Source organism: Swingsia samuiensis (assembly GCF_006542355.1).
Taxonomy (GTDB): domain Bacteria; phylum Pseudomonadota; class Alphaproteobacteria; order Acetobacterales; family Acetobacteraceae; genus Gluconobacter; species Gluconobacter samuiensis.
On sequence record NZ_CP038141.1, the window covers coordinates 148,530 to 172,028 of the forward strand.

Here is a 23,499-nt window from a genome sequence, read left to right on the forward strand (position 1 = left end):
TATAAAAACGCTCTTAAAAGAGTGCAATGGGGAGCTTAGGAATATATGAATTCGCTTATAGATTAGTTATTGAGTTACAGATAAAATAAAGATCATTGAAGTAATAGACACTTACAATGTTAAAGAGATATAAAAAGATCAATTAAAAAGAGTGGGTAAGAAGACTAAATTACATGCAGTCTAAACTCAAAAAAATTCATGTGATAGCAACTCTGAGCGTATTGAGTGGATATGTTCTTTTATCAAACCCTCAGACAGCTCGCGCAGAAACGAAAAATGACGTTCCTCCTCCTCCTGTGACTGCGCTGGATGCTTGTATGGCTCATCCTTGGTACATGGCTTTTCAGAATAATAGTGCAAATGTTTTATATCCGATTGGAGAGGCTCGTCTTAAAGAACTTTTATCTCGCTGAAAACGCGATCATGGGCCGGTGTTAGTTGATTCTCTAGGCCCTCAAAATAAACGTACTTTAGCTAGAACTTTGTACATTGAGCACCGATTACCTAATCTTGGTATTCCGCAAGAAGCAATTTGGATCAGAACAACAGGGAATACTACTATTCCTGAATATATGGGCATTATTAATGTTACCTTCCCTCTGGAAGGTACTTCCTGTAGTGCAGATCAGAGACGAGTAGAGGCTGAGTGGATTGTCAAATATTGTAAAGATTTAAACAAAGAAGAATGTAAAGAGTGGGTTGAGGATTTGGGAAACGAATGATGCCTATTGGAGTTTTTTTAATTGTTTGCACTGGAAGAGTGCAAATATCCTTACCGATGGAAAATATTCTTTTGATTTATCACCTGTGAAAAATCGCAAGTTATTTCAACAGATTGCTCAAGGTTTGGATCTTGATTTTAGTGTCGAAACAATACCAGAACCATGGCCGAAATGTGTAACATGTTGGATGATGGTGTTTCGAAGTTAGTCACTTTTTATGATGATAATTTAGCACAAGTACAAGGTATTAATGGCTTTCCAGCGGTAAATGTTTGGACAGATGGTGGTTACACAGTGTACCGTTCATATGATAATTTATAGACTAATGATAAAAACCAGCTTCGCAGTACTGAAAAACGAAAGGACATTCGTATATGGATTAATCCAACTGGAGGGTATTTAAGTACAGGAGGCGATGGTTTTCTTTATCAAGATTTAGTTTAATATCCTTTGGCATGAATTACATCATGCAACGACAACACAACATCATATAAAACAGGCAGCTCCTTATGACTCTAATGACCCTTGGGTTTATGCGATAGCAGATATTCAACGGGCTTTTCCTAAAACAGCTCGTGATCCTATTACAGGGGAAATGGCCCTTTAACGCCCTGTCTTCTTGTTGTTCGATGGACGTGAGGAGAGAAGGATAATTCAGGACGCTTTATCCTTACACAGCAATGGATCAGCACAGAGAGGCTATACCAAGAATAAGAGGTAGTATTCTCTTCACCATGATGGTCATACCATCACAAGACTGTTTACCATCCATTATCATCATGTATGCTCTTGCTTTACTGATGGATAGAGAGAAGATGTTACCATCTACCATCACATCCTTTACCTACAGCTCTATCCTTTAACCTCTCCTGTAGGGTAGAGCTCTCTAGAGAGAAGGATATATATACTCACTAGGGTGGTACCCCCCTCCTAAGGGATAGGATAGCTAGTGTTCTTCCTAGGAGAACTTCATTAGTGGAAACATTTCGGAAAACAGGTTATGAGCTCCCATGCCTCATCCTTCCGATCCTCCTTTAAGACCTCTTGAGATTGACGAAAAAGCTCATCTCGCTGCGCGTTCCATCTCCTTATACCGTGGTCCTACATCTCCCAATGCTCAGGCCTGTGTCCAGAATGTCTTAGCTCTTTTAACCTCTGAGCTCGATACACAGCGTCAGCGTAAGCTGGGTCAGAAGGCTCAGGAGCGTCTGCTGCATGAGGTTGGGACACTTCTGGCGGGTTTACTCCATCGGTCTCTCTCAGGCGTTCCTGTGCTGGCGAATAAGCGCCCCAGTGCAGCCTTATGGAAAGAGAACAAAGCTAAAGGTCTTATTGGCTTTAGAGCCTTCTGGGGGAAGATGGAGGCCTTGATCCGACTGGGTCTTGTCATGGAACGTGAAGCCATGCGCTTTGAAGATCCCAGAAGGACAAGTGGTATTGGTGGGAAGGCAGTAGCTCTTATGGCTACACCGGCCTTACTTGACCTTGCGAGACAGCATGGCTGCACTCAGCAGACACGCTCGGTTGATTGGAGACTGATTAAACAGCCTGACCCTCCAAGAGGAAAGCAAGCTCCGGTAAAGGACGCTGTAGTCTTTCATGACTTTCCTGATCTGTGGCGTGGACGCGTCAAGAAAGGAGCAAAGATCACGCTTGCAACACAAGCGCATGCGTGCATCACATTGCTTTCATGGAGCGCCTGAATGGCATGGCCTCTCAGTTGACGATCACAGGTTGCTCTCCTCCTGTTCTGCAAATGCAGTTTGGGCCCAGTATCTCCTTCTCAGGGCGGATCTATGCGCTGGGCGGGAATGATACCTATCAGAACCTTCCTGAGGCTGAGCGGCAACATATCACGATCAATGGTGAGAAGGTGGTTGAGGTGGATATCAATGCCTCCTCCTTATCTGTCTTCCTTGGAATGATGAAGGTTCAGGACGAGGATAAGGGCTTAGGAAAACCTCAGGATGATCCTTACCAGAAAGGAGTGCTAGCAGGGTTTCGTCGTGACGCGGTAAAGCATTGGTTTACCTCGTCATTACAAGGCGGAAGGTTAAAGACGCGATGGTCCGCTAATACCCCTCAGGAGGTCCGTACAGAGCGTTGTATGGCTATTTATGATGCCGCTTTAACCACGTACCCCGCTCTTGAAAGGCTGCATGAGATCTTGCCAGAACGGGAGAGAAACAGCTTACCGAGCGAGGAGTACCTCCCATGGGCGATAGGGCAGTATATTGCCTGTGTTGAATCCTCGATCATCAAATTCGCGCTCGATCAGATTATGGCCCAAGGAGGCGTTGCGCTGCCTTTGCATGATGCATTGCTCGTACCACACTCATGGGCCGATCAAGCCGTGCGCCAAATCACATTCGCAGGACAAGGTCGATTAATGAGAGACTTAATCATCGAGGTTAAGAAGAAATTATGATCGTTCAAATGTTTTATAGCTTGTTTCTTCTTAATGTAGAATGACCAACAGTCAAATAGATGGGAAAATCTATAATATATGAGATCGCAAAAATAAATAAAATGTGTTTTGATTGAAAAACAATTTCCTTTTATTATCCTTTAAATTTGGGAGCTAGTATTATGTCCGTTATCGACAAACGCACTGCAATCATTTATGATTTTGATGGAACACTTGCAAAAGGGAATCTACAAGAAACAAGTTTTATTCCCCAAATAGGTATGGAAAAAAAAGAGTTTTGGGAAGAAGTAAAAAATTTAACAAGAGAAAATAATGCTGATGAAATACTTGTATATATGCACCTTATGTTAGAAAAAGCTAACAAAAAAAACATAAAAATTTCTGCTAATGACTTTAATAAGCATGGACGTAAAGCGGCACTTTTCCCTGGTTTAGGCGATTCTGATTGGTTCAAGCGCGTAAACGAACATGCAAAAGATCTAAGCCTTAATTTAGAGCACTACATTATTTCTTCTGGAATAGAAGAAATGATTCGAGGTTGTTCTATTAGTAACGAATTTAAAAATATTTTTGCCTCAAAATTTATTTATAATAAAGAAAATCAAGCATCTTGGCCCGGGGTTGGAATAAATTATACTACAAAAACACAATACTTATTTAGAATAAATAAAGGTATAGATAATCATTGGGATAATAATAAAATAAATAAATTTATTCCCGAATCGGAGCGAAAAGTTCCTTTTGAAAGAATGATTTTTATAGGAGATGGAGAAACCGATATTCCCACAATGAAGATGCTTTCATACAAAGGCGGACATTCAATTGCCGTTTATGATAGTGCAACAACTCAGGATGATTTAAAAAAAATACATGATTTGATCTCTACTGGTAGAGTCGATTTTGTTGCTCCAGCGGATTATCAAAAAAACTCTCCTTTAGAAATCATTGTGAAGGGTATTCTCAGTAGAATCGCTTTTAAGAATTAAAACTCACTCCCTGAGCACCTCAACAACCTCTTGAGGCATTCCTTTCTCCACAAGGCCAAGGATGGCATCGGTGCAGAGATCCCAGCCAAGGTCTTGGGCTGCATAGGTATTGCCTGCCAGTGAGCGGGATTCATGCCCCACCAGTCGATCCCGCACCATCTCTGTGCAGGCACTCACCCCATGGGCATTGGCTCGCTCAAAGAAGGTGATGAAGTTGCGTCGAAAGCTGTGAAAGTCCACAAGCTTATCGGACTGAACACCCAGAACATCCCGCCGAAAGACCGGAAACCTCTTGGCAAAATAATAACTGCGCTTTTCTCCCGGTCCTCCGGGTTTACATTCAGGGAATAAAGGGGCGTTGGGATTACTCTGATCCGCAGCTTTTAATCGTCGAGCGATGATCGGCTGGATCAAAGGATGAAGGGGTATCGAGCGCACAGCATTACGGGTCTTCGCTTCCTGATCCGTAATCCTAATCCCCCACAGCACTCCCTTTGAGTGAGGATCAGTCATCACACGATCAACCGTTAAAGACGCAAGCTCGTTCTGTCTTGCTCCCGTTAATAAAGCAAGACGCATCAGATCATAAATCGCGGAGCCCCAATTCCATCGCCGTCCTTCATCAGGATCAGCCTTTAACAAGGCCATGAGTTCTTCTTCACTAAAGGGACGCAGACGGATCTTCTGTCTGTTCGCTCTTTGTTTCAAACCCGCTGTGGCCCCCATCCAAGGGTTTGGTTTAGGCAGAAGATGCTTCTGTATGGCAAAGTCCCACATGACCTTTAAGGGCGTTACGCGATTGCTGGCCGTCTTTACACTTAAACCTTGCACGTCCATCAACCACTCCACAAAGCCTCCCAAGACCCGAGGAGGGATCTCCTCAACCACCTGTTGACGCAAGAAGGCCATGAGATCCTCAGGCTCTTCCAGCCCCTTACTGTGAGCGAGATACCGTGCAAAGTGATTAAGGGTGGCACGATCCAAGGACTGAGATGAATGAGAGGTCGAGCTTTCCCGATCACGCATCCACCGATCAAGGATCAGCGCAAAGGGAGTATGCTGGCCCAGCGCGATCTCTTCAAAGCGAGAGGCGTAAGCCTGTCCATTCTGACCCGCCTGATCCATACGATAGGCTTGATCTTCCAAGAAACACTCCATGCCTTCCAAGAGACGATCCCGAGGACTTTCTGAGAAAGGCCAGTCTTCTGTTCCTTGATCATCCTCAACTGTCGACGCAATTTGAAGGGCCTGACGGGCTTTAAGAGCCTCTTGTAGAAACTGTGCCTCATCCATCCAGTCTGGCACTGCATGACCATGTAAAGGCGAGAAACCTGCTTGTATGAGCTTATGGTTAATTTCTTGGCGGATCGTATTAAGAGCAGCATCCCGAAGCTTAAGGGCTTCCTTGTAATGACGGGTTTGAAGGGACTTTAAAATATCTCTACGAAGACCTGTGGAGGAATTGAGAACCTTACCTACATCCTGCCAACGGTCTTTGGGCACAATAAAGCGGACGTAATATAAACCCGCCCGGTGTGTTAAATGAGTCATATCCATGCTGCCTTCTAACCACAGAGGCAGGAACACGCCAGCGTTTTAAGGTGACGCTGGGGTAGTGACGCAGCGTTAAAAGGAGGTGACACTCACCAGTTCTTAAGTGCTTGTTTTATAAGGAATTATTATATATTGGCGGAGAGAGTGGGATTCGAACCCACGGTACCCGTGAAGGCACAACGGTTTTCGAGACCGCCCCAATCGACCACTCTGGCATCTCTCCGCAAAACTCTAAAACAACTCATTTTATAAAGTGGCTAGGCCGGCTTATGGAGATATTTCCGCCATAATGCAAGAGCTTCTTCGTCTATTACTTTAATTTTTTAGTTGACTAACAGACCTTTTTTCATGTAACGACCCACCGTTCCTTCTTATCTTTTGGGGTAAGAAGATACCAATGACAAAAAGCGACTGAGTTGTCCCTTATATTTGAATTGTTCGAAAAAGTGACAACTACGAGTTCGGAATAGCGAGAGTTCCTAGAATGTTTGCAGTTATCCGCACTGGCGGAAAGCAGTATCGTGTTGCTCCTGAGAGCATCCTGAAGGTTGAAAAGCTTGAAGCTGAAGCCGGTAGCACAGTAACCTTTTCCGACGTTCTAATGGTCGGTGGTGAAAGTGGTGTTACTGTTGGTGCTCCACTCGTTGCAGGTGCAACGGTGACAGCTACTGTTGTCGCACAGGACCGTCTCCCAAAGGTCATCATTTTCAAAAAACGTCGTCGTCAGAACAGTCGTCGCAAGAATGGCCATCGCCAGCCTGTGACAGTCCTACGCATTGACGCGATTAACGCAGCTTAATTAGCCGCACTTCAGGAAGGATACACAGCCATGGCACAAAAAAAGGCAGGCGGTTCCAGTCGTAACGGACGTGACAGCGCTGGTCGTCGTCTCGGTGTTAAAAAATTCGGTGGTGAAAGCGTTTTGGCAGGTAACATTATCGTTCGCCAACGTGGAACCAAAATGAAAGCTGGCGCAAACGTTGGTATCGGTCGTGACCATACTTTGTTTGCTCTTGTTGATGGACAAGTCAAATTCCAACGCCGCTCAGAAGGCCGGGTGCATGTTTCTGTTGCACTTGCAGAAGCCGCAGAGTAATCAAAAAGCACTAAGGTGCGAAATTTGAGGCCGGCCTTTAGGGCCGGCTTTTTTATTATATTACAGGTAACGTCATGAAATTTCTCGATCAAGCCAAGATCTATGTACGTTCCGGCGATGGCGGTGACGGCGTGATCGCGTTTCGTCGGGAAAAATATATCGAGTTCGGCGGCCCCGATGGCGGGAATGGTGGTCGCGGCGGAGATATTATTTTCCGCGCTGTCCCTGCCCTTAATACCCTCATTGATTTTCGCTACACTCAGCACTTTCGTGCTCGTAAAGGCGGCAATGGAGCGGGCTCTGACCGAACTGGGGCGGCAGCTTCTAATGTCATCATTGACGTTCCCGTTGGAACGCAAATTTTTGATGAACATCGTGACGTCATGCTTGCTGACCTTGATGAAGCCGGTAAAGAAATCCTTCTTTGCCATGGTGGAGATGGTGGCAAAGGCAATGCTCACTATAAAACCAGCACTAACCGCGCTCCAAGGCGTGCCGATAAAGGCTGGCCGGGTGAAGAGCGTTGGGTTTGGTTACGTCTTAAGCTTATTGCCGATATTGGCTTAGTGGGCTTGCCAAATGCAGGGAAATCGACCCTTCTCTCCGTTGCGTCGCGCGCACGCCCCAAAATTGCTGATTATCCTTTCACCACCCTCCACCCTCAACTAGGTGTTGTTCGGCTTAACTCAACTGAAGAGTTTGTTATTGCGGACATTCCTGGATTAATTGAAGGTGCCAGTGAAGGTGCAGGCTTAGGCGATCGCTTCTTAGGGCATGTTGAACGTTGCGCGTCTTTGGTTCATCTTATTGACGGAACAGAATCACAAATCGTCAAACATTGGCGCCTGATCCGCAAAGAACTTGAGGCATATGATCAAAACCTTGCCTCCAAACCTGAAATCATCGTCTTAAATAAATGTGATGCCCTAACATCTGAGCAAAAATCGTCAAAGAAAAGAGCGCTCATGAAGGCATCTGGATCTGAAGTGATCACATTATCTGGAGCAACACAAGAAGGTTTACCCGAGCTTCTTCGCCTGCTGCAAGACCGTGTTAATTTAGCAAAAAAGCAGCTGTGAGACGTAATGCCCCCTATTACACCTTCTTTTAATACTATCCGGCGCGTGGTCATTAAAATTGGCAGCGCTTTATTAGTTGATAGTGAAAAAGCTACGTTACGCTTCGATTGGCTCTATAGTGTATGCGAAGATATTGCACAGCTTAAAAAAGAAGGTGTCGAAGTTGTTGTCGTGTCTTCAGGTGCTATTTCTTTAGCACGTCAACAGCTCGGATTAACCGCCCCTCGTCTTCGGTTGGATGAAAAACAAGCTCTTGCGACAATCGGTCAAATCTCCCTTGCTCAAGCATGGAGCCAAAACCTTTCCAAATTTGGCCTTACAGCGGGTCAATTATTACTCATTCCAGATGATACAGAAAATCGTGAACGTCACCTCAATGCACGCGCAACGCTTCAAACATTACTCGATTTGAACTGCGTTCCCGTTATCAATGAAAATGACGCGATTGCAACCACAGAAATCCGATTTGGTGATAATGACCGTTTAGGGGCTCGTGTCGCCCAAATGATAAATGCAGATTGTTTGATCTTACTCTCAGATATTGATGGGCTTTATACAGCAGATCCACGCACAGACCCAACCGCAACCCACATTCCTATTATTGAGCACATGACGGATGATATCCTCGCTATGGGAGGAGAACCACCCGCAGGATATTCTTCTGGAGGAATGCGCACTAAACTTATTGCCGCGCAAATCGCTAATCGTGCTGGCACGGCTATGATAATAGCGAATGGCCAACACTTACACCCGATTAAAAACCTATGGAATGGGGGCAAAAATACATGGTTTTTGCCACAGACCACACCTAGCTCCGCTCGCAAACGCTGGATCATCAGTAGTCTAAACCCAAAAGGTACGGTTTTTATTGATCTTGGTGCATTACACGCTCTTCATGAGGGCGCGTCTCTTCTCCCGGCTGGAGTGACACATATTGACGGTAGCTTCACACGCGGTGATCTCGTTAACATTTGCGGACCGGATAAAGCCATACTTGGCCGCGGACTTGCCTCTTATTCTTCTGAAGAAAGTCTCAAAATAATAGGTCATAAATCAATAGAGATGGAACAAATCTTAGGGTATCGAGGGCGTGATGCCCTCATCCACCGTGATGATCTCACTCTCGATAGTCCCTTAATACGTCAATAACTACCTTGGTGGCCAACGTAACTTAGGTTCCGCTCTTGGTTTTGAATATTCTTCATCAAAATCATAACGTGTGTTTTTACGTGGAGCCAATTCATCCCGAGCTTGCCGGATAGGCTGAGGCTGCATCCGATTGGGTGCCGGATGTTGACGGTTTTTTTCCTCCCACGGAGCCTGTTGCTCCCAGCTTTTTATTGTATCTATCCGACGAGGTTGGCGTGAACGTCCCCTATATTCGGGGCCATCCTCGTAAGAAAATTGATCCGAACGTACGGTTGTAGCTGGTTCAAAATATTTCTCAGCATCATCAGAAGCCTCTTGCTCGCTCTCCGTATGACTGACGGAAAGATCACGACCTGTAATGTCATTATCTCTCACAGGCGTCGTATATTCACGTGCAATCCGATGATCCGATGATGGTGCGGTTAAACGCAAAGTCAGAGACTGCAATTCAGCTCTTAATTCCTCTAACTGGAACTCAACTTCACGCAACCGGGGTTTAAGGCCAAAAACAGCAAAAGGCATACACAAAAGCGTAAAGGCAAACAAACCCATAATAACGAAGAGGCAAATGATTACCCAACCAGGCAGCCATGAAAAATCGGCCATTATATTCAGGTCCTGTTAACAGGAGGAAAGCTTAATGGGTTACACTTCAAGGAAAGTGACCAACTCACATTCCCAAAGCACGACGATAAATGTCAAGAAGTGTCTCTTGCTCTTCAACTTCAGCAGGCTCCTGCTTACGAAGCTTAATAATCTGCTTGATGATCTTCACATCAAACCCAGCTGATTTTGCTTCAGAAAATATATCCTTAATATCTCCAGCCAAAGCTTTTCTTTCTTCTTCCAAACGTTCAACTCGCTCAATAATAGAACGCAAGCGATCCGCTGCAATTCCACCTGTAGCAACATCATCATTTTTATTTTCAACGTCCATCTTTATATCCTCAGTTTAAACACAGCTCGATATTAAAATCATAATACCTATCTGCCGGGTTATCGCTCTACCTCTAAAGCAGGTCAACGGAATTATGTTTCTTTAATATATAACAGTAACCTTAGTTCTTTTCTCACATAGTCGCTCCTCTCGATCTCGTGCACGGCTCTTCTCTTGACAGAGCCACCCTACAAGGCTGATCTACAACGAAACCTATTCATTAAAGGTCCGAGACCTAGAATCATTCATTCTATCCGCCATGCCAGGTTCGAAAGATCTGAAAGAACACTTATGGAACACGCTCAACAAGTTAATCCATTCGATTACATTATTTTTGGCGCCACCGGCGACCTCACAATGCGTAAGCTTTTACCTGCCTTTTATAACAAGCTTCGTTTAGGACAAATCCCTGAAGAAGCACGCATTATTGGCACGTCAAGAACAGACCTTGATAAAGCTGGTTACATTGAACGTGCCAACGAAGCTCTTGAACGTTTTATTCCAGACGAAACAAAATCACCTGAACTCATTGAGCGTTTTTTAAAAATGCTCAACTACATCACTCTTGATGGAACAAAATCAGATAGTGATTGGGCTGGATTACACACGATCTTAGCTGAATCTCCAAAAGATCGTATTCGCGTTTTTTATTTTGCAACGGCTCCTCAACTTTTTGGGGCTATTAGCGAAAACCTCTCTAAGAATGATCTTATTACATCGCACTCTCGTGTTGTTCTTGAAAAACCAATTGGAACAAATTTAGACACAGCTAACGCTATTAATAACGGCGTCGGACAATTTTTCCCAGAAAACCAAATTTACCGCATTGATCACTATATTGGCAAAGAAACAGTCCAGAATGTTCTGGCTCTTCGCTTTGCTAACCCCATCATCAATGCGGTTTGGTCTTCTGAATATATTGAAAGCGTTCAAATCACGGCCGCTGAAACAGTTGGCGTCGAAGGCCGCGCGTCTTATTATGATACATCAGGCGCTCTGCGTGACATGATACAAAACCATCTCCTGCAGGTGCTCTGTTTTGTAGCCATGGAAAAACCTGAATCACTCGAAGCTGATACAGTTCGGAATGCTAAAGTAGCCGTCCTAAAAGCATTACGCCCAATTACAGACAAGAACATTGCATCTGATACAGTCCGTGCTCAATATACGGCCGGAACCGTGGGCGGCAATAATGTACCTGGTTATGTGGACGAACTTGGTCACACCAGCAATACAGAAACATATGCTGCGGTCAGGGCATGGGTTGATACCCCTCGCTGGAAAGATGTTCCTTTCTATATCCGCACAGCAAAACGCTCTGCTGAAAAAGTCAGTGAAATTGTTATTCAGTTTCGTGCTGAAGCCTCCACGCTTTTTGGCAAGCCTCCTGCAAGCAACCGCTTGGTGATTCGCATTCAACCTCACGAAGGTCTTGATCTGCGCTTGAACGTAAAAAACCCAGCATTAGATACTTTCACTCTACGCACAGCTGAGTTGGATGCACCACTCCTTATAGAAGGACAACCTTTCCCTGATTCTTATGAAAGATTGCTCCTAGACGCTGTTCGCGGTAATCCAATTCTCTTCATCCGCCGGGACGAGGTCGAATCTGCATGGCGTTGGGCTGAGCCTATTCTTACAGGTTGGAGCGAGAATAAAGCACCGATGGAAACCTATAGTGCTGGCTCTCACGGTCCCGCCAAAGCAGAAGCAATGCTCGCATCAAATGGCGATAAGTGGCACGAAAATATGGAGTAAACGTTTTTGACAGGCAAAGGGAACACACCGCCTCAGTTAAGAGGCTCCCGGCGTCCACCACGTACACTCAAACAACATCTGATACGCCGGCTACTCATGATAGTACCGGCGTTTCTTCTTATGCTTGTTGTTGTACGCTCTGGGTTGCTGGATATTTCATATGACAAATTAACATTCAGTAGCTTGAAGTGGTTTGATAATACCTCTCTCGTTGAGCATTTGAGACTGGTAGTTGTTAATGATGGCCTTACAGACCTACCAAAAAACTGCCTTGTTTTTGCTATTGATGGGACAACATCTGAAAACACCCCGAACATTGATGTGCTGGGACGACATGGCGCCGATTGTCCGGGCGACAAACGTTATGCAGAAAAGCTCTTCAGCATAAAAGTTAATCGATCAGAGAGAACTATACAAACAGATGCGGGTTCTCCCGGTTCTTTTCGATTTATCCAACCATAACTATTGCTTTTGAATAAGAATGTTTCAGCTTATTATCCATGGCCGCTGAAACATTCTTTCAAAAACTCTCCACCTTCACGCAATGCTCTACGCCCATCTCGTAATAAGGCATAACCGTTTAAAAAGCCGTGTATCATACGTGGAAAATTCCTATGGCGGACTTTGACACCAGCTTGTCTCAATATTTGAGTATATAAGTCCCCCTCTCCTCTTAAGGGATCAAACCCTGCCGTAACAATCATAGCTGGTGGTAAACTTTCAAAGTCATCAGCAAAAACAGGCGAAAAGGAAGGGTCAAATAACTCATCATATGAGTTTAATGTTTGCCCACAATACCAATATAGAAGTTCCTTGGTTAACATATAACCATTTGCATATCTCTCTCGAGATAATGGAGAAATTGGTCCACTTAACGCAGGATAATATAAAAGCTGTCCTTTGATAGTTTGAGGATGCTTCTCTCTTTTATTCCATTGCGCCAAGACAGCCGCTAAATTTCCTCCTGCACTATCACCCGCAACAGCAATGGGTATATGCGGGGCCACTTTCATTAACCACGACAAGGCACCCTTTGCATCATTTAACCCCAACGGAAATCGATACTCTGGCGCCAAACGATAATCTAATGATACGACCATTGCCTTGGATGCCGCCGCTAAACGACAGCAAATTCCATGATGTGATACTAAATCACAATGAACAAAGCCCCCACCATGCAAAAATAAAACCACCCCCGATACTTGACCGCGTGGACGATAAAGACGCGCTTCTCGTAAAACGCCATCACCAGTAGGGATTTTTATTGTAATCCATTTACGTATCCTCAACGAGGAGAGCTTCTGCGGAAAACTCGGGCGCCCCATAGAACGCCGTATTTGTTTTAAAATGAATGCAGAAGGTGAAGAAAGAGGAATAGTCGGAAGAACTTCATCTGATGAAGCTTCATTCGCCCCTTTTTTGCGTGCACGCCATGCTAAATAAAACAAAATAATGCGTAATAATAATGTCGGACGCATAACTTTCCCACAATACTTTCAGAAATCTCTCTATTCATCTCTTGACGTGTTCGACCACTCAGCGCAAGTTCCGCACGCCAGACAGTTGGACGATCGCTGTGTTCTTTATATGAACATGGAGGAAAGTCCGGGCTCCATGGGAAAACGGTACCGGCTAACAGCCGGCGGGGGTGACCCTAGGGAAAGTGCCACAGAAAACAAACCTCCCATCGGGCTTCGGTCATGGGTAAGGGCGAAACGGCGTGGTAAGAGCACACCGCAAAATCGGCAACGATTTTGGTCACGGTAAACCCTACCGGGAGCAAAACCGAATAGGGACAACAGATTATCGCTTGATAATCGGGGGCTTCTCACCCCGTTGTCCGGGTTGGTTGCGTGAGGCTTGTAGCAATACAAGTCCCAGAGGAATGATCGTCCCGTTTTTGACGGACAGAACCCGGCTTACAGACTGTCTGGCTCAAATAAATGAAATAAAAAATATTTTTTTTACTCCAAAAGAATAGAACATAAAGAGAACAAAGAGTGACCACTCTTTTACTTACGTTATAAATCCCCTTGATAAATCTTAATAAATAATACTTTTCATTGTCATATTTTACATAAAAAAAATAGCGCAGTTTTCTGCCATTTTTTGACGTTTTATATTTGACGTCCCATGAAATCCCATGATATCCCAAGAATAGACAAATCAATTACTACACGTTCTTGCGATTCCTGATTGTGAAGGGAGGCATTATCTAAAATGAGCATGTTTCTCGGCACGCACCAGAACCGCTTTGATGCCAAAGGACGTGTGTCTATTCCGGCACCTTTCAGGGCAACGCTAAAAACGCAAGCTCAAGCCGGAGAGCCCCTTGTTATTCTCCGTCCTTCACATTTTCATCCTTGTGTTGAGGCATGGCCGACAATGGCTTTTTCTGCACTTGCAACACCTTTAGATGATTATGACCCTTTTTCGGAAGACCACGAAGATTTAGCAACCAGTCTTTATGCTGATGCATATCCCCTTGATAGTGATAAAGAGGGACGCATTATCATTCCTGAATCTTTACGCAGTCATGCTGGTCTAACCGAAGATGTTGCTTTTGTCGGTTTAGGAAAAGTGTTTCAAATCTGGAATCCGGAAGCGGCAGAAAAGCGCCGTCAGCAAGCACGTGCACAAGCACGCACGCTTACATCGGGACGCAAAAACAATCATACTGGATCACCTTCATGAGCACTATTGATCTTATTCATGAAGGCCATATCCCGGTCATGCTGCCAGAAGTACTGGATGCTCTTGCTCCACACGACAACGGACGTTACCTTGACGGAACATTCGGTGGCGGTGGATATGCACGAGCAATCCTTAATAAGGCTAACTGCAGCCTTCATGGAATTGATCGAGATCCAGATGCCATAACACGCGGCCAAGCGATGGCTAAGCAAGCAGATAACCGGCTGTTTATGCACCAAGGCACCTTTGGCGATATGGAACAGCTTGTTGGCAATGTTGGTCCTTTTGACGGAATTGTGCTCGATTTAGGCGTTTCATCTTTTCAAATCGATCAAGCCGACCGTGGGTTTTCTTTCCGTCAGGATGGCCCTCTCGATATGCGTATGGGGTCAAATGGCCCCTCCGCCTCTGATCTCGTCAATTCTTTGAAAGAGAATGAGTTGGCAGATATTCTGTACCAATACGGCGAAGAAAAATTATCCCGCCGTATTGCGCGTGCCATTGTCACCGCACGCACAGAAGAGCCCATCACAACAACAGGGCAGCTTGCACACATCATTCGCAGCTGTGTCCCTCGGGATAAAGCCAATATCGACCCAGCTACACGTAGTTTTCAAGGATTACGTATTGCCGTGAATGATGAACTTGGCGAACTCGAACGCGTCTTACAGACAGCTCCTTTTTTATTAGCGCCTGAAGGTATTTTTGTAGTGGTAACTTTTCATTCACTAGAAGATCGTATGGTCAAACGTGCAATGGCATCACTATCTGGAAAAACAGCCAATCCCTCTCGCTATGAACCTGCGCCTGTCCAAAAAGAAGCTCCTGAATTTTCTTTGCTTTATTCACGTCCGCTATCAGCCACAAAAGAAGAAGCATCGCAAAATCCAAGAGCACGCAGTGCTCGCCTACGCGCAATAAAAAGAAACTCTCGATCACACGTCTCTACTATGTCTTCCACAGGAGCTTTGGCATGACCCTGATCCGGCCTTTTACATTTGCATGTGCTGTTCTTGCGGCTGGATCTGGTCTTTTTCTGTATACGAAAAAGCATGAGACAACCGTTCTTGATCAACAAATAACCAAAGTTGTTCAGGACACTCAAAAAGTACGCGCACAAACAGCCATGCTTCGGACAGAGTGGGCATTGCTTAACCAGCCTGACCGCCTCAACCGTTTAGCCGCGCGCTTCTTGCCTCATCTTCATCCAATGACGCCTAATCAATTTGTTCGTATGGCGAACTTGGAGCAGCACCTCCCTGCACCCAATACTCATACGGCATCTCCCGACCCACGTGCGACCTTGCATGAAGCTGTCGCGCATGCAGAACAGGAATTACCTTTAGCATCTCCCAAGGCTGCTTCTAGAACACCCAATATAACGCACCCCGTTATATCCCGCCCGGTTGCTCTTGCTTCTGCTGCTCTTCCTGCGATGGCCGCGGCAGCACGACCTCTCGTTGTTGCTCATCAAAATAAACATCTGCCTAAAGTTCATCGTGAGCGTACTATTGACAATGATTTCGCTTCCGCAACACCTACAAGAGCACAACATACCAATATAATGCCACCTAAAGCAGAACCACTTCCCACCCTGCATTTGGTAAGCTATCGCCCAACGCAAACGCGTACCGCTCAAGCTGTGCCAATCGGAACCAATGTATGGCCAATTCCTGAGCGCCATCACGTTCATAAAGCGACAACAGCACGTTTTTCTATTTCTGAAACACGTCTAGCGGAAGAGCGCCCTCATAGTCGTCGTCGGCTCGCTTCCGCTCTTGGAAATGACGGTGGTGCCTTGCCCCCTCCTGTTCCTCTTTCAAACTGATACTTAACTTCAACTGCTCGTTCATTACCGCCCCCGAGGCTTCAGGCGAGCAACGTTTATAGGACGTAACGCCGCAGGATGCCTCAGAACGTTCCTCCTTCTCGTAACCCGAGAGATCAGAAACCTCAGAAAATACCGGCGTCTTTTCGGCGTCTTAATCTTGACCAAATGCACAGTCGTTTACTTGCAGTTGGTATGGGGTTTTTAGCAATCTATGGAGCCGTAGCCCTTAAGGCCACTTTCGCTACAGTCCTCATGCCAATGGAGCCTGAAAAGAGACAGATTGCTCCACAAGTTCCTGACATTCCTAAAAGTGATCCCAAAGGTGAAATCGCCGGAGATTTTGCCCTTCCTAGCGTCAAAAGAGCCAGCATTACAGACCGTAATGGGCAAGTTCTGGCTCTCTCCTTACCTGTGGCTCAAATTTACGCTAACCCAATGGAGTTGATTGACCCTCAGGACGCAGCTCAAAAGCTCAAAAAGGTTCTTCCTCAATTAAATATGGAAGAAACTATTCGGCGCCTTTCTCTCAAAAAACAATTTGTCTATATCGCCCGTGATATTTCTCCTGTTCAGGAAATTGCGATTAATAATCTCGGCATCCCCGGTATTTATTTTGAAGCCGGTGAGAGACGGCATTATCCTCTTGGCCGAACAGCCGCCCAAATTATGGGAAGCGTGGATATTGATGACCATGGCATTGCCGGAGTGGAGCGTTTTTTCAATCAACGTCTAAACTCTGATCGTGCCCCTTTACGCCTTTCTCTTGACATTCGTGTTCAAGCTGTTGCCCTTGATGAGTTAGAAGCCGCTAAAAACGAATTTTCTGCTATTGGTGCATGCGCCATTGTCATGGACGTTCATACAGGTGAAATATTGGCAATGGTCAGCCTACCTGACTATGACGCCAATAATTTTAATCATGCCCCGAATGACTCACGTTTTAATCGTGCCGTTACTGGTATGTATGAACCAGGATCAACTTTCAAACTTCAAACAGCCGCAATGGGTTTACAGCTTGGAGTTGTACATGTCTGGGATCGGTTCTCCACTATTCCCATCCGAGTTGGGCGCTTTACAATCCGTGATATGAAATCCGATCATTTCGCCCCATGGTTATCCCTTCCTGCTGTGCTTGCCTTTTCATCCAACCCGGCTGCTGCACATATCGCCTTGGATGTAGGGGCCCAGCGCCAACAAGAATGGTTGCGGAATATGGGGTTCTTTAACAGAGTTCCAATTGAATTACCGGAAGCAGGCCGTCCACTGGTTCCTTCCCCTCGTAACTGGGGTATCTCCACCGTTATGACCGTAGGGTTTGGACATGGTGTAGCAGAACCTCCGCTTTCAATCGTTCGAGGAACGGCAGCAACTGTAAATGGTGGTATTTTATTAAAACCAACTCTCGTTGCGCGTGATGAAAATGAAAATATATCTGCCAATGATACGGATGAGGTCGGTGTGCAAACGCCTGTTGGCACCCGAGTTCTTTCTGAAAGAACATCTGCTCTTTTACGAAAGCTTCTTCGGTTGGATGTGACCGTAGGAAGCGGAAAATCGGCTGAAGTCGCAGGCTATTATGTAGGAGGAAAAACCGGAACTGCGGAAAAAATTGGCGCACATGGTGGATATCTCAAACATGTTAACGTATCCGCCTTTACCAGTGTGTTCCCAATGAATAATCCACGTTATGCGGTATATGTGATGTTAGATAGTCCGCACGCTACTGCGGCAACGCATGGCTGGACAACAGCCGCATGGAACGCAGCGCCAACGGTAAAAAAGATTATCTCTCGTGTTGGTCCCCTCCTCAATGTTTTCCCAGATACTGCCAACAAAGCGGCCATAGATGCCTCACTTGCAATTGCTATGAATCCTTCTGTTCCATCTGGTTATCGTCCATTAGGACCCGGGAACGACCCTGGAGACCCTCGCAATCAGATCCATACCTCTAGAACCAAGCGTGGGGACTAAATGATGCGCCTTTCTGAAATTCTACATTTAATTCCGTCCCCTACAGCACAACTTGCTTATGATCCTGATATTTATTCTGTCGCTATTAATAGCCGCACGGTACAAAAACAGACGCTCTTTTTTGCTTTGAAGGGGACACACCTCAATGGAGCTGATTATATTCCACAGGCCCTTACAAACGGTGCCGATGCCATTATTTCTGAAACGCCCATCAGCGAAATAACACACTCATTCCCTGATGATTTTCCTATCCTGTACCTCGCAAATGCAAAACATTTGCTCGCTTTAGCCGCCTCTCAGCTTGCCGGGCCGCAGCCAACGTCTATTGCGGCCATAACAGGAACAAATGGAAAAAGTAGCACGGCGGAGTTTCTTCGTCAGTTATGGTCATTACAAGGAAAAAACGCAGCCAGTTTAGGGACATTAGGTTTAATAACAAACGCAAATATTCCACCGCCTCCTTCTCTTACAACGCCTGATTCTATTTCTTTAGCCAATACACTTGCCCTCTTAGCCAAAAACAATGTGCAGCATGTTGCTTTAGAAGCTTCATCTCATGGTTTAGAGCAGCATCGTTTGGATGGTGTAAAAATTACGGCTGCTGGTTTTTCCAACCTCACCCGTGACCATCTTGACTATCACAAAACGATTGAAGCCTACCGAAACGCCAAAACGCGTCTTTTTGCCGACTTATTACCACATACTGGCATAGCGGCCATCAACGCAGATATGGACCCACAAACAGTCCGTGATCTCACACATATAGCCGCTAACCGGGGAATCAAACTCAGAAGCGTGGGAAAACGTGGGACCTCTTTACGCTTAATTCATCATCAACCAACCCCAAGTGGACAAACTATTACGCTTGCGCTTAATGGCGAAGAACTAGCCCCCATAGATCTTCCTCTACCGGGACTTTTCCAAGCTGAGAATGCTTTACTCGCTGCTGCGATGTGCTGGGAAAATGACAATACCGCTTATGATGTTCTAAAACTTCTCCCTTCTTTAACGGGCGTGCGCGGGCGTTGTGAGCGCGCTGTTGAACTATCAAATGGGGCCACCGCTTATGTGGACTACGCTCATACCCCTGATGCTTTGGAACATGTCCTTGCCAGTTTACGCCCCCATACCACGGGACGGTTAATCGTCGTCTTTGGAGCAGGTGGTGATCGGGACCGAGGGAAAAGACCTCTTATGGGAGACGTGGCATCCAAAATGGCAGATATCGCTATCATAACGGATGATAATCCACGCTCTGAAGACCCTACGCTTATCCGTGCCGAAATTAAAGCAGCCTGCCCTGATGCAATAGAAATTGCTGACCGCAGAGCAGCTATTGCGGCGGGGCTAGATGCCCTTCAAGCGGGAGACATTCTCGTGGTTGCCGGAAAAGGCCATGAACAAGGCCAGACTGTCGGGCAAACCGTCCTACCTTTTGACGATCGTCAGGTTCTACGCGAATTAGCAGGTGTAGCATGAACATTCTTTGGACAAGCGACGAATTACGCCAAGCAACTCACGGGAAACTCGTCGCAGATGATCTCATGATTACCGGCGTTTCCATTGATACAAGAACTCTACAACCGGGAGACCTTTTCATCGCCCTTCAAGGTGAAAACAGCGATGGGCATGCTCACATTGAAAAGGCGTTACAGGCCGGTGCTGCATGTGTCATGATCCATACGCTGGATATCTCTATCAAAGATGATCCACGCTTGCTTTTGGTCGCAGATACAATGCAAGGGTTAATAGCCCTCGGGCACTATGCAAGGACACGGTTCAAAGGAAAACTTATTGCAATTACCGGAAGCGTAGGCAAAACCACAACCAAGGATATGCTCCGCACAGCATTGCAAAAAAGTGGAAAAACCCATGCCGCAGTGGCTTCCTATAACAACCATTGGGGAGTACCACTTACACTCGCACGCCTTCCAAAAGATGCAGACTATTGCATTAGTGAAATTGGCATGAACCATGTCGGTGAGATTCTTCCTCTGGCACAGCAAGTTAAACCAGATGTCGCGATTATTACGACCATTGGAACAGCACATTTGGGCCATATGGGAAGTATAGAGGCAATAGCAAAAGAAAAAGCGTCTCTCTTTTCTGCCCTCCAACCTCATGGAACAGCAATTGTTCCTGATGACGCTATCGGTTCACATTTTTTCCATGAATATATTCCTCACGATCGAACATTGTGGACTTGTGGGATATCTTCAACCGCAGATATATGCATCCAGAACCTCGTCTCTACAGCGGAAGGAAGCCACTTTACCTTGCTCGTTCCACAGCAAAAATACGATGTTGAATTGCATGCTCCAGGCAAACATATAGCACGCAATGCAGCGCTTGTTCTGGGAACTGTAAAAGCCCTTCATGCTGATTTGCCGGCAGCTATATCTGCCTTAAAGACCTTTCTCCCGAGTGCTGGTCGTGGACAAATCCGGACTATTCTAAATAACGTACAGCTCTTAGATGAAAGCTATAATGCTTCAACAACCAGCGTACGCGCCGCGATCGAAACTCTATCCTTGCTTCCCGCCCAGCGCCATGTTGTTGCTTTAGGCGACATCTTAGAGCTGGGAACATTTGCTGCTGCTGAGCATAGAACACTAGCTGAAAGTGTTATTTCAGCGAACGCTATTGCTTTTTGTTGTGGCGAACATATGCGCGCACTGTATGATGCGCTACCTAAAGCCCTACAAGGTGCTTATGCACCAGATTCCCGTTCTTTAGCGCCAGTTTTACGCGCTGCCCTTCAACCTGGTGACCTCCTTCTTGTTAAAGGAAGCTTTGGAAGCCGGATGCGTGACCTTATTGCTCTCTTAGACCAAACCTCAAACCCGGTTTCCAACTGATGCTTTTTAATCTTATTGCAACACATTCCACATCGCATGGCGGCTTTTTTAACCTTTTTCATTACCTAACATTTCGTTCAGGTTGCGCGTGTCTGACCGCCTTATTAATTTCCCTTGCGCTCGGAAATCCATTTATTGCTCAATTAAAACGAATTCAACGCGGAGGACAACCAATCCGTACATTAGGGCCAGAGCGTCATATTCTAGAAAAAGCTGGGACCCCTACCATGGGGGGGATGCTGATTTTAATCGCCCTCTTTTCAGCCACCCTTCTGTGGGCTGATCTTACCAACGGTTTCGTCTGGGCTGTTATGCTCACAACAGCGGCTTTCGGTGCTGTTGGCTTTGCTGACGATTATTTAAAGCTCTCCAAACGAAATACCAAAGGTGTTTCTAAACGCATGCGTTTAGGGTGTGAATTTCTTGCCTCACTCATTGCAGGTATCTGGCTGCAACATCTCACACCACCAGAACTCCGTAATGATGTTGCTTTGCCTTTTGTAAAAGATATTCTCATTCCTTTAGGATATGCTTTTCCTATCTTTGCCATGATAACAATTACAGGCTTTGGTAATGCCGTAAACTTCACAGATGGCTTGGATGGTCTGGCTATTGTTCCTGTGATTATCGCAGCGCTTGTTTTCGCTTTTATTTCCTATCTCGTCGGTAATCATGTTTTTGCAGATTACCTTCAACTTCACCCTATTCCCGGTACAGGTGAGCTTAGTGTTTTCTGTGCCGCTTTGATTGGAGCCGGTTTAGGGTTCCTGTGGTTTAATGCGCCACCAGCAGCTGTTTTTATGGGAGATACAGGCTCTCTATCACTTGGTGGAGCGCTTGGTTCAATCGCTGTTGCTGTCAAACATGAACTGGTTCTTTGTCTTGTGGGAGGTGTATTCGTTGCAGAAACACTCTCTGTGGTTATTCAGGTCTTGTGGTTTAAACGCACCGGGAAACGCGTTTTCCTAATGGCCCCTTTACACCATCATTTTGAGAAGAAAGGCTGGCAAGAGCCTAAAATTGTGATCCGTTTCTGGATTGTTTCGATTGTTCTGGGACTATGTGGTCTAGCCACATTGAAACTAAGATGAGCTCTTTTCCACACAACCTTTTTAGTAATGAGCATTTTGCTGTTTATGGGTTAGGCAAGAACGGCGCTGCTGTCGTTCAATCTCTACTCGCTATGGGGGCTTACGTTCATGCTTGGGATGATAAAACACCCTCATTACCTCATCATGATCGTTTAACACTCGCCCCAATCTCTAACCTAACAGGTATGAGTGCGCTCATCCTGTCTCCAGGTATTCCACATAACCTTCCTAAACCGCATCCCATTGCTGACTTAGCCCGCGCTCAGAACGTTCCAATCTTATCTGATGCGGAACTACTCTTCCAAGCCGTACGTAAAGCAGGATCTCAAGCACGATTTGTTTCCATCACGGGGACAAACGGGAAATCAACAACAACTGCCTTGCTCACCCATATTCTCCAAACAGCCCATGTTCCATGTGCGGCAGGCGGTAATCTGGGCATAGCCTCTCTGGCCTTACCTCTCCTCCCAGATGAGGGTGTGTATGTGATTGAAATGTCTTCCTACATGCTGGAACGCTTACACCAATTTCACGCTTCAACTGCATGTTTGCTCAATATTACACCAGATCACCTTGATCGTCATGGAGATATGGCAGGCTATACCTCTGCCAAGAAACATGTGTTCGATAATATGACCCCAAAAGACTTAGCTGTTCTTGGGCAAGATGATCCTTGGTGTGACGCAATTGCGCATGACCTTGAAGAACGAAAAATACCCTTCACACTTATTGACCCTGATCATCTACCGGAGTTCGAGGCTTCAGCTCTTCCCGGGCGCCATAACCGACAAAATATTGCTGCTGTTTGGGCTATGGCGCATCATCTTGGCTTGAACGACAAAGATATTCGCTCTGGGCTATCTTCTTTTCCTGGCTTAGAGCATCGTTTACAAAAAGTTGCTGAGTATGATGGAATTTCTTTTGTTAATGATAGTAAAGCCACAAATGCTGAAGCAACTTCTAAAGCTCTCGCCTCTTATGATCGTGTCATGTGGATTGCGGGTGGTGTAGCAAAGGCAGGTGGAATAGAAATGCTTGTTCCATGGTTTGATCGAATTGATCATGCCTTTTTAATTGGACAAGATGCAGAACTTTTTGCCCAAACTCTTACCAAACATGGGGTCTCTTTTTCACGTTCTGAAACGTTAGACAAAGCGGTCCCAGAAGCGTTCCAAAAGGCACGTCAATCTGATGTTAAAACTGTTCTGCTATCTCCAGCATGTGCCAGTTTTGATCAATTTCGTAACTTTGAAGACCGTGGGTCATATTTCGTTCAGATTTGTAAGCATATAATGTCGTAATTTCATATTATATCTAAGACTTACGACATAACACAGGAAGGTAA

The 23,499-nt window shown here is 45.6% G+C and carries 23 protein-coding genes, 1 tRNA gene and 1 other RNA gene; 20 read left to right on the forward strand and 5 right to left on the reverse strand.

The features are described 5' to 3' along the window. The first annotated feature begins 173 nt into the window (after positions 1-173). From E3D00_RS00685 to E3D00_RS00705, 5 genes are all read left to right on the forward strand, one after another. Positions 174-413 carry a hypothetical protein gene (locus E3D00_RS00685; RefSeq protein ID WP_141459036.1) on the forward strand — a complete coding sequence of 80 codons (240 nt, stop codon included), beginning with the start codon at positions 174-176 and terminating at the stop codon, positions 411-413. Between the two features lie 18 nt (positions 414-431). Beyond that, positions 432-722: a hypothetical protein gene (locus E3D00_RS00690; RefSeq protein ID WP_141459038.1), complete on the forward strand. Its 291-nt coding sequence runs from the start codon at positions 432-434 to the stop codon at positions 720-722. Between the two features lie 1,010 nt (positions 723-1,732). Continuing rightward, complete coding sequence (locus E3D00_RS00695; RefSeq protein WP_141459040.1) at positions 1,733-2,425, forward strand: hypothetical protein; 693 nt, start codon at positions 1,733-1,735, stop codon at positions 2,423-2,425. Continuing rightward, on the forward strand, positions 2,395-3,150 hold the full coding sequence (locus E3D00_RS00700; protein ID WP_181441970.1) for a hypothetical protein: 756 nt from the start codon (positions 2,395-2,397) through the stop codon (positions 3,148-3,150). The genes E3D00_RS00695 and E3D00_RS00700 overlap by 31 nt, the downstream gene beginning before the upstream one ends. A 161-nt stretch (positions 3,151-3,311) precedes the next feature. Further along, entirely contained in the window at positions 3,312-4,136 is an 825-nt protein-coding gene (locus E3D00_RS00705; protein WP_141459044.1) for an HAD family hydrolase, read from the forward strand. 3 nt (positions 4,137-4,139) lie between these two features. On the opposite strand, the gene E3D00_RS00710 is transcribed toward E3D00_RS00705, so the two are convergent. Together E3D00_RS00710 and E3D00_RS00715 are read right to left on the reverse strand one after the other, a co-directional pair. After that, positions 4,140-5,687, reverse strand: a complete 1,548-nt coding sequence (locus E3D00_RS00710) for a hypothetical protein (RefSeq protein ID WP_246091450.1) — start codon at positions 5,685-5,687, stop codon at positions 4,140-4,142. Positions 5,688-5,823: 136 nt separating this feature from the next. After that, positions 5,824-5,913 (reverse strand) — tRNA-Ser (locus tag E3D00_RS00715). 261 nt (positions 5,914-6,174) lie between these two features. Here E3D00_RS00715 and rplU point away from each other — a divergent pair. The 4 genes from rplU (at position 6,175) to proB (ending at position 9,014) form a co-directional block, all read left to right on the forward strand. Then, positions 6,175-6,489: a 50S ribosomal protein L21 gene (gene rplU / locus E3D00_RS00720; protein WP_141459048.1), complete on the forward strand. Its 315-nt coding sequence runs from the start codon at positions 6,175-6,177 to the stop codon at positions 6,487-6,489. Between the two features lie 30 nt (positions 6,490-6,519). Then, positions 6,520-6,786 carry a 50S ribosomal protein L27 gene (rpmA, locus tag E3D00_RS00725; RefSeq protein ID WP_141459050.1) on the forward strand — a complete coding sequence of 89 codons (267 nt, stop codon included), beginning with the start codon at positions 6,520-6,522 and terminating at the stop codon, positions 6,784-6,786. 74 nt (positions 6,787-6,860) lie between these two features. Continuing rightward, positions 6,861-7,865: a GTPase ObgE gene (obgE, locus tag E3D00_RS00730; RefSeq protein ID WP_141459052.1), complete on the forward strand. Its 1,005-nt coding sequence runs from the start codon at positions 6,861-6,863 to the stop codon at positions 7,863-7,865. A gap of 6 nt (positions 7,866-7,871) precedes the next feature. Next, positions 7,872-9,014 (forward strand): glutamate 5-kinase, encoded by a 1,143-nt coding sequence (gene proB, locus E3D00_RS00735; protein WP_141459054.1) that lies wholly within the window; start codon positions 7,872-7,874, stop codon positions 9,012-9,014. On the opposite strand, the gene E3D00_RS00740 is transcribed toward proB, so the two are convergent. Both E3D00_RS00740 and E3D00_RS00745 read right to left on the reverse strand, forming a co-directional pair. Next, the gene (locus tag E3D00_RS00740; RefSeq protein ID WP_181441971.1) at positions 9,015-9,620 is read right to left on the reverse strand and encodes a hypothetical protein; all 606 of its coding nucleotides are present in this window, start codon (positions 9,618-9,620) and stop codon (positions 9,015-9,017) included. A gap of 64 nt (positions 9,621-9,684) precedes the next feature. After that, complete coding sequence (locus tag E3D00_RS00745) at positions 9,685-9,951, reverse strand: DUF2312 domain-containing protein (protein ID WP_141459058.1); 267 nt, start codon at positions 9,949-9,951, stop codon at positions 9,685-9,687. 291 nt (positions 9,952-10,242) lie between these two features. Here E3D00_RS00745 and zwf point away from each other — a divergent pair, with 291 nt between their 5' ends. Both zwf and E3D00_RS00755 read left to right on the forward strand, forming a co-directional pair. Further along, positions 10,243-11,709 (forward strand): glucose-6-phosphate dehydrogenase, encoded by a 1,467-nt coding sequence (gene zwf, locus E3D00_RS00750; protein WP_141459060.1) that lies wholly within the window; start codon positions 10,243-10,245, stop codon positions 11,707-11,709. Positions 11,710-11,715: 6 nt separating this feature from the next. Beyond that, complete coding sequence (locus E3D00_RS00755) at positions 11,716-12,171, forward strand: hypothetical protein (protein WP_246091451.1); 456 nt, start codon at positions 11,716-11,718, stop codon at positions 12,169-12,171. Between the two features lie 32 nt (positions 12,172-12,203). Here E3D00_RS00755 and E3D00_RS00760 read toward each other — a convergent pair whose 3' ends face one another. Further along, positions 12,204-13,187: an alpha/beta hydrolase gene (locus E3D00_RS00760; RefSeq protein ID WP_141459062.1), complete on the reverse strand. Its 984-nt coding sequence runs from the start codon at positions 13,185-13,187 to the stop codon at positions 12,204-12,206. A 77-nt stretch (positions 13,188-13,264) separates the two neighbouring features. On the opposite strand from E3D00_RS00760, the gene rnpB reads away from it, so the two are divergent. From rnpB to murD, 9 genes are all read left to right on the forward strand, one after another. Next, an RNA gene (gene rnpB, locus E3D00_RS00765) (RNase P RNA component class A) lies at positions 13,265-13,647 on the forward strand. 282 nt (positions 13,648-13,929) lie between these two features. Continuing rightward, positions 13,930-14,403: a division/cell wall cluster transcriptional repressor MraZ gene (mraZ, locus tag E3D00_RS00770; protein ID WP_141459064.1), complete on the forward strand. Its 474-nt coding sequence runs from the start codon at positions 13,930-13,932 to the stop codon at positions 14,401-14,403. Then, on the forward strand, positions 14,400-15,380 hold the full coding sequence (gene rsmH, locus E3D00_RS00775; protein WP_141459066.1) for a 16S rRNA (cytosine(1402)-N(4))-methyltransferase RsmH: 981 nt from the start codon (positions 14,400-14,402) through the stop codon (positions 15,378-15,380). Before mraZ ends, rsmH begins: the two co-directional genes overlap by 4 nt. Next, on the forward strand, positions 15,377-16,231 hold the full coding sequence (gene ftsL / locus E3D00_RS00780) for a cell division protein FtsL (RefSeq protein WP_246091452.1): 855 nt from the start codon (positions 15,377-15,379) through the stop codon (positions 16,229-16,231). The genes rsmH and ftsL overlap by 4 nt, the downstream gene beginning before the upstream one ends. A gap of 168 nt (positions 16,232-16,399) precedes the next feature. After that, positions 16,400-18,205, forward strand: coding sequence for a peptidoglycan D,D-transpeptidase FtsI family protein (locus E3D00_RS00785; protein WP_246091504.1), 1,806 nt, complete (start codon positions 16,400-16,402; stop codon positions 18,203-18,205). A gap of 3 nt (positions 18,206-18,208) precedes the next feature. Next, positions 18,209-19,684, forward strand: a complete 1,476-nt coding sequence (locus E3D00_RS00790) for a UDP-N-acetylmuramoyl-L-alanyl-D-glutamate--2,6-diaminopimelate ligase (RefSeq protein ID WP_141462314.1) — start codon at positions 18,209-18,211, stop codon at positions 19,682-19,684. Then, positions 19,681-21,063: a UDP-N-acetylmuramoyl-tripeptide--D-alanyl-D-alanine ligase gene (locus E3D00_RS00795; protein ID WP_141459071.1), complete on the forward strand. Its 1,383-nt coding sequence runs from the start codon at positions 19,681-19,683 to the stop codon at positions 21,061-21,063. Before E3D00_RS00790 ends, E3D00_RS00795 begins: the two co-directional genes overlap by 4 nt. Then, a complete protein-coding gene (gene mraY / locus E3D00_RS00800) occupies positions 21,063-22,154 on the forward strand; it encodes a phospho-N-acetylmuramoyl-pentapeptide-transferase (RefSeq protein WP_141459073.1) in 1,092 nt (363 codons plus the stop codon). The genes E3D00_RS00795 and mraY overlap by 1 nt, the downstream gene beginning before the upstream one ends. After that, on the forward strand, positions 22,151-23,455 hold the full coding sequence (murD, locus tag E3D00_RS00805; RefSeq protein WP_141459075.1) for a UDP-N-acetylmuramoyl-L-alanine--D-glutamate ligase: 1,305 nt from the start codon (positions 22,151-22,153) through the stop codon (positions 23,453-23,455). Before mraY ends, murD begins: the two co-directional genes overlap by 4 nt. Positions 23,456-23,499 lie beyond the last annotated feature (44 nt).

Bases quoted from the DNA above. Each gene is read 5' to 3' on its own strand.
- proB (WP_141459054.1), top strand. From the start codon at position 7,872: ATGCCCCCTATTACACCTTCTTTTAATACTATCCGGCGCGTGGTCATT.
- E3D00_RS00795 (WP_141459071.1), top strand. From the start codon at position 19,681: ATGAACATTCTTTGGACAAGCGACGAATTACGCCAAGCAACTCACGGG.
- mraZ (WP_141459064.1), top strand. From the start codon at position 13,930: ATGAGCATGTTTCTCGGCACGCACCAGAACCGCTTTGATGCCAAAGGA.
- E3D00_RS00710 (WP_246091450.1), bottom strand. From the start codon at position 5,687: ATGACTCATTTAACACACCGGGCGGGTTTATATTACGTCCGCTTTATT.
- E3D00_RS00740 (WP_181441971.1), bottom strand. From the start codon at position 9,620: ATGGCCGATTTTTCATGGCTGCCTGGTTGGGTAATCATTTGCCTCTTC.
- obgE (WP_141459052.1), top strand. From the start codon at position 6,861: ATGAAATTTCTCGATCAAGCCAAGATCTATGTACGTTCCGGCGATGGC.
- zwf (WP_141459060.1), top strand. From the start codon at position 10,243: ATGGAACACGCTCAACAAGTTAATCCATTCGATTACATTATTTTTGGC.
- E3D00_RS00695 (WP_141459040.1), top strand. From the start codon at position 1,733: ATGCCTCATCCTTCCGATCCTCCTTTAAGACCTCTTGAGATTGACGAA.
- murD (WP_141459075.1), top strand. From the start codon at position 22,151: ATGAGCTCTTTTCCACACAACCTTTTTAGTAATGAGCATTTTGCTGTT.
- E3D00_RS00745 (WP_141459058.1), bottom strand. From the start codon at position 9,951: ATGGACGTTGAAAATAAAAATGATGATGTTGCTACAGGTGGAATTGCA.
- E3D00_RS00790 (WP_141462314.1), top strand. From the start codon at position 18,209: ATGCGCCTTTCTGAAATTCTACATTTAATTCCGTCCCCTACAGCACAA.
- E3D00_RS00705 (WP_141459044.1), top strand. From the start codon at position 3,312: ATGTCCGTTATCGACAAACGCACTGCAATCATTTATGATTTTGATGGA.
- ftsL (WP_246091452.1), top strand. From the start codon at position 15,377: ATGACCCTGATCCGGCCTTTTACATTTGCATGTGCTGTTCTTGCGGCT.
- E3D00_RS00785 (WP_246091504.1), top strand. From the start codon at position 16,400: ATGCACAGTCGTTTACTTGCAGTTGGTATGGGGTTTTTAGCAATCTAT.
- rpmA (WP_141459050.1), top strand. From the start codon at position 6,520: ATGGCACAAAAAAAGGCAGGCGGTTCCAGTCGTAACGGACGTGACAGC.
- mraY (WP_141459073.1), top strand. From the start codon at position 21,063: ATGCTTTTTAATCTTATTGCAACACATTCCACATCGCATGGCGGCTTT.
- E3D00_RS00760 (WP_141459062.1), bottom strand. From the start codon at position 13,187: ATGCGTCCGACATTATTATTACGCATTATTTTGTTTTATTTAGCATGG.
- E3D00_RS00685 (WP_141459036.1), top strand. From the start codon at position 174: ATGCAGTCTAAACTCAAAAAAATTCATGTGATAGCAACTCTGAGCGTA.
- rplU (WP_141459048.1), top strand. From the start codon at position 6,175: ATGTTTGCAGTTATCCGCACTGGCGGAAAGCAGTATCGTGTTGCTCCT.
- rsmH (WP_141459066.1), top strand. From the start codon at position 14,400: ATGAGCACTATTGATCTTATTCATGAAGGCCATATCCCGGTCATGCTG.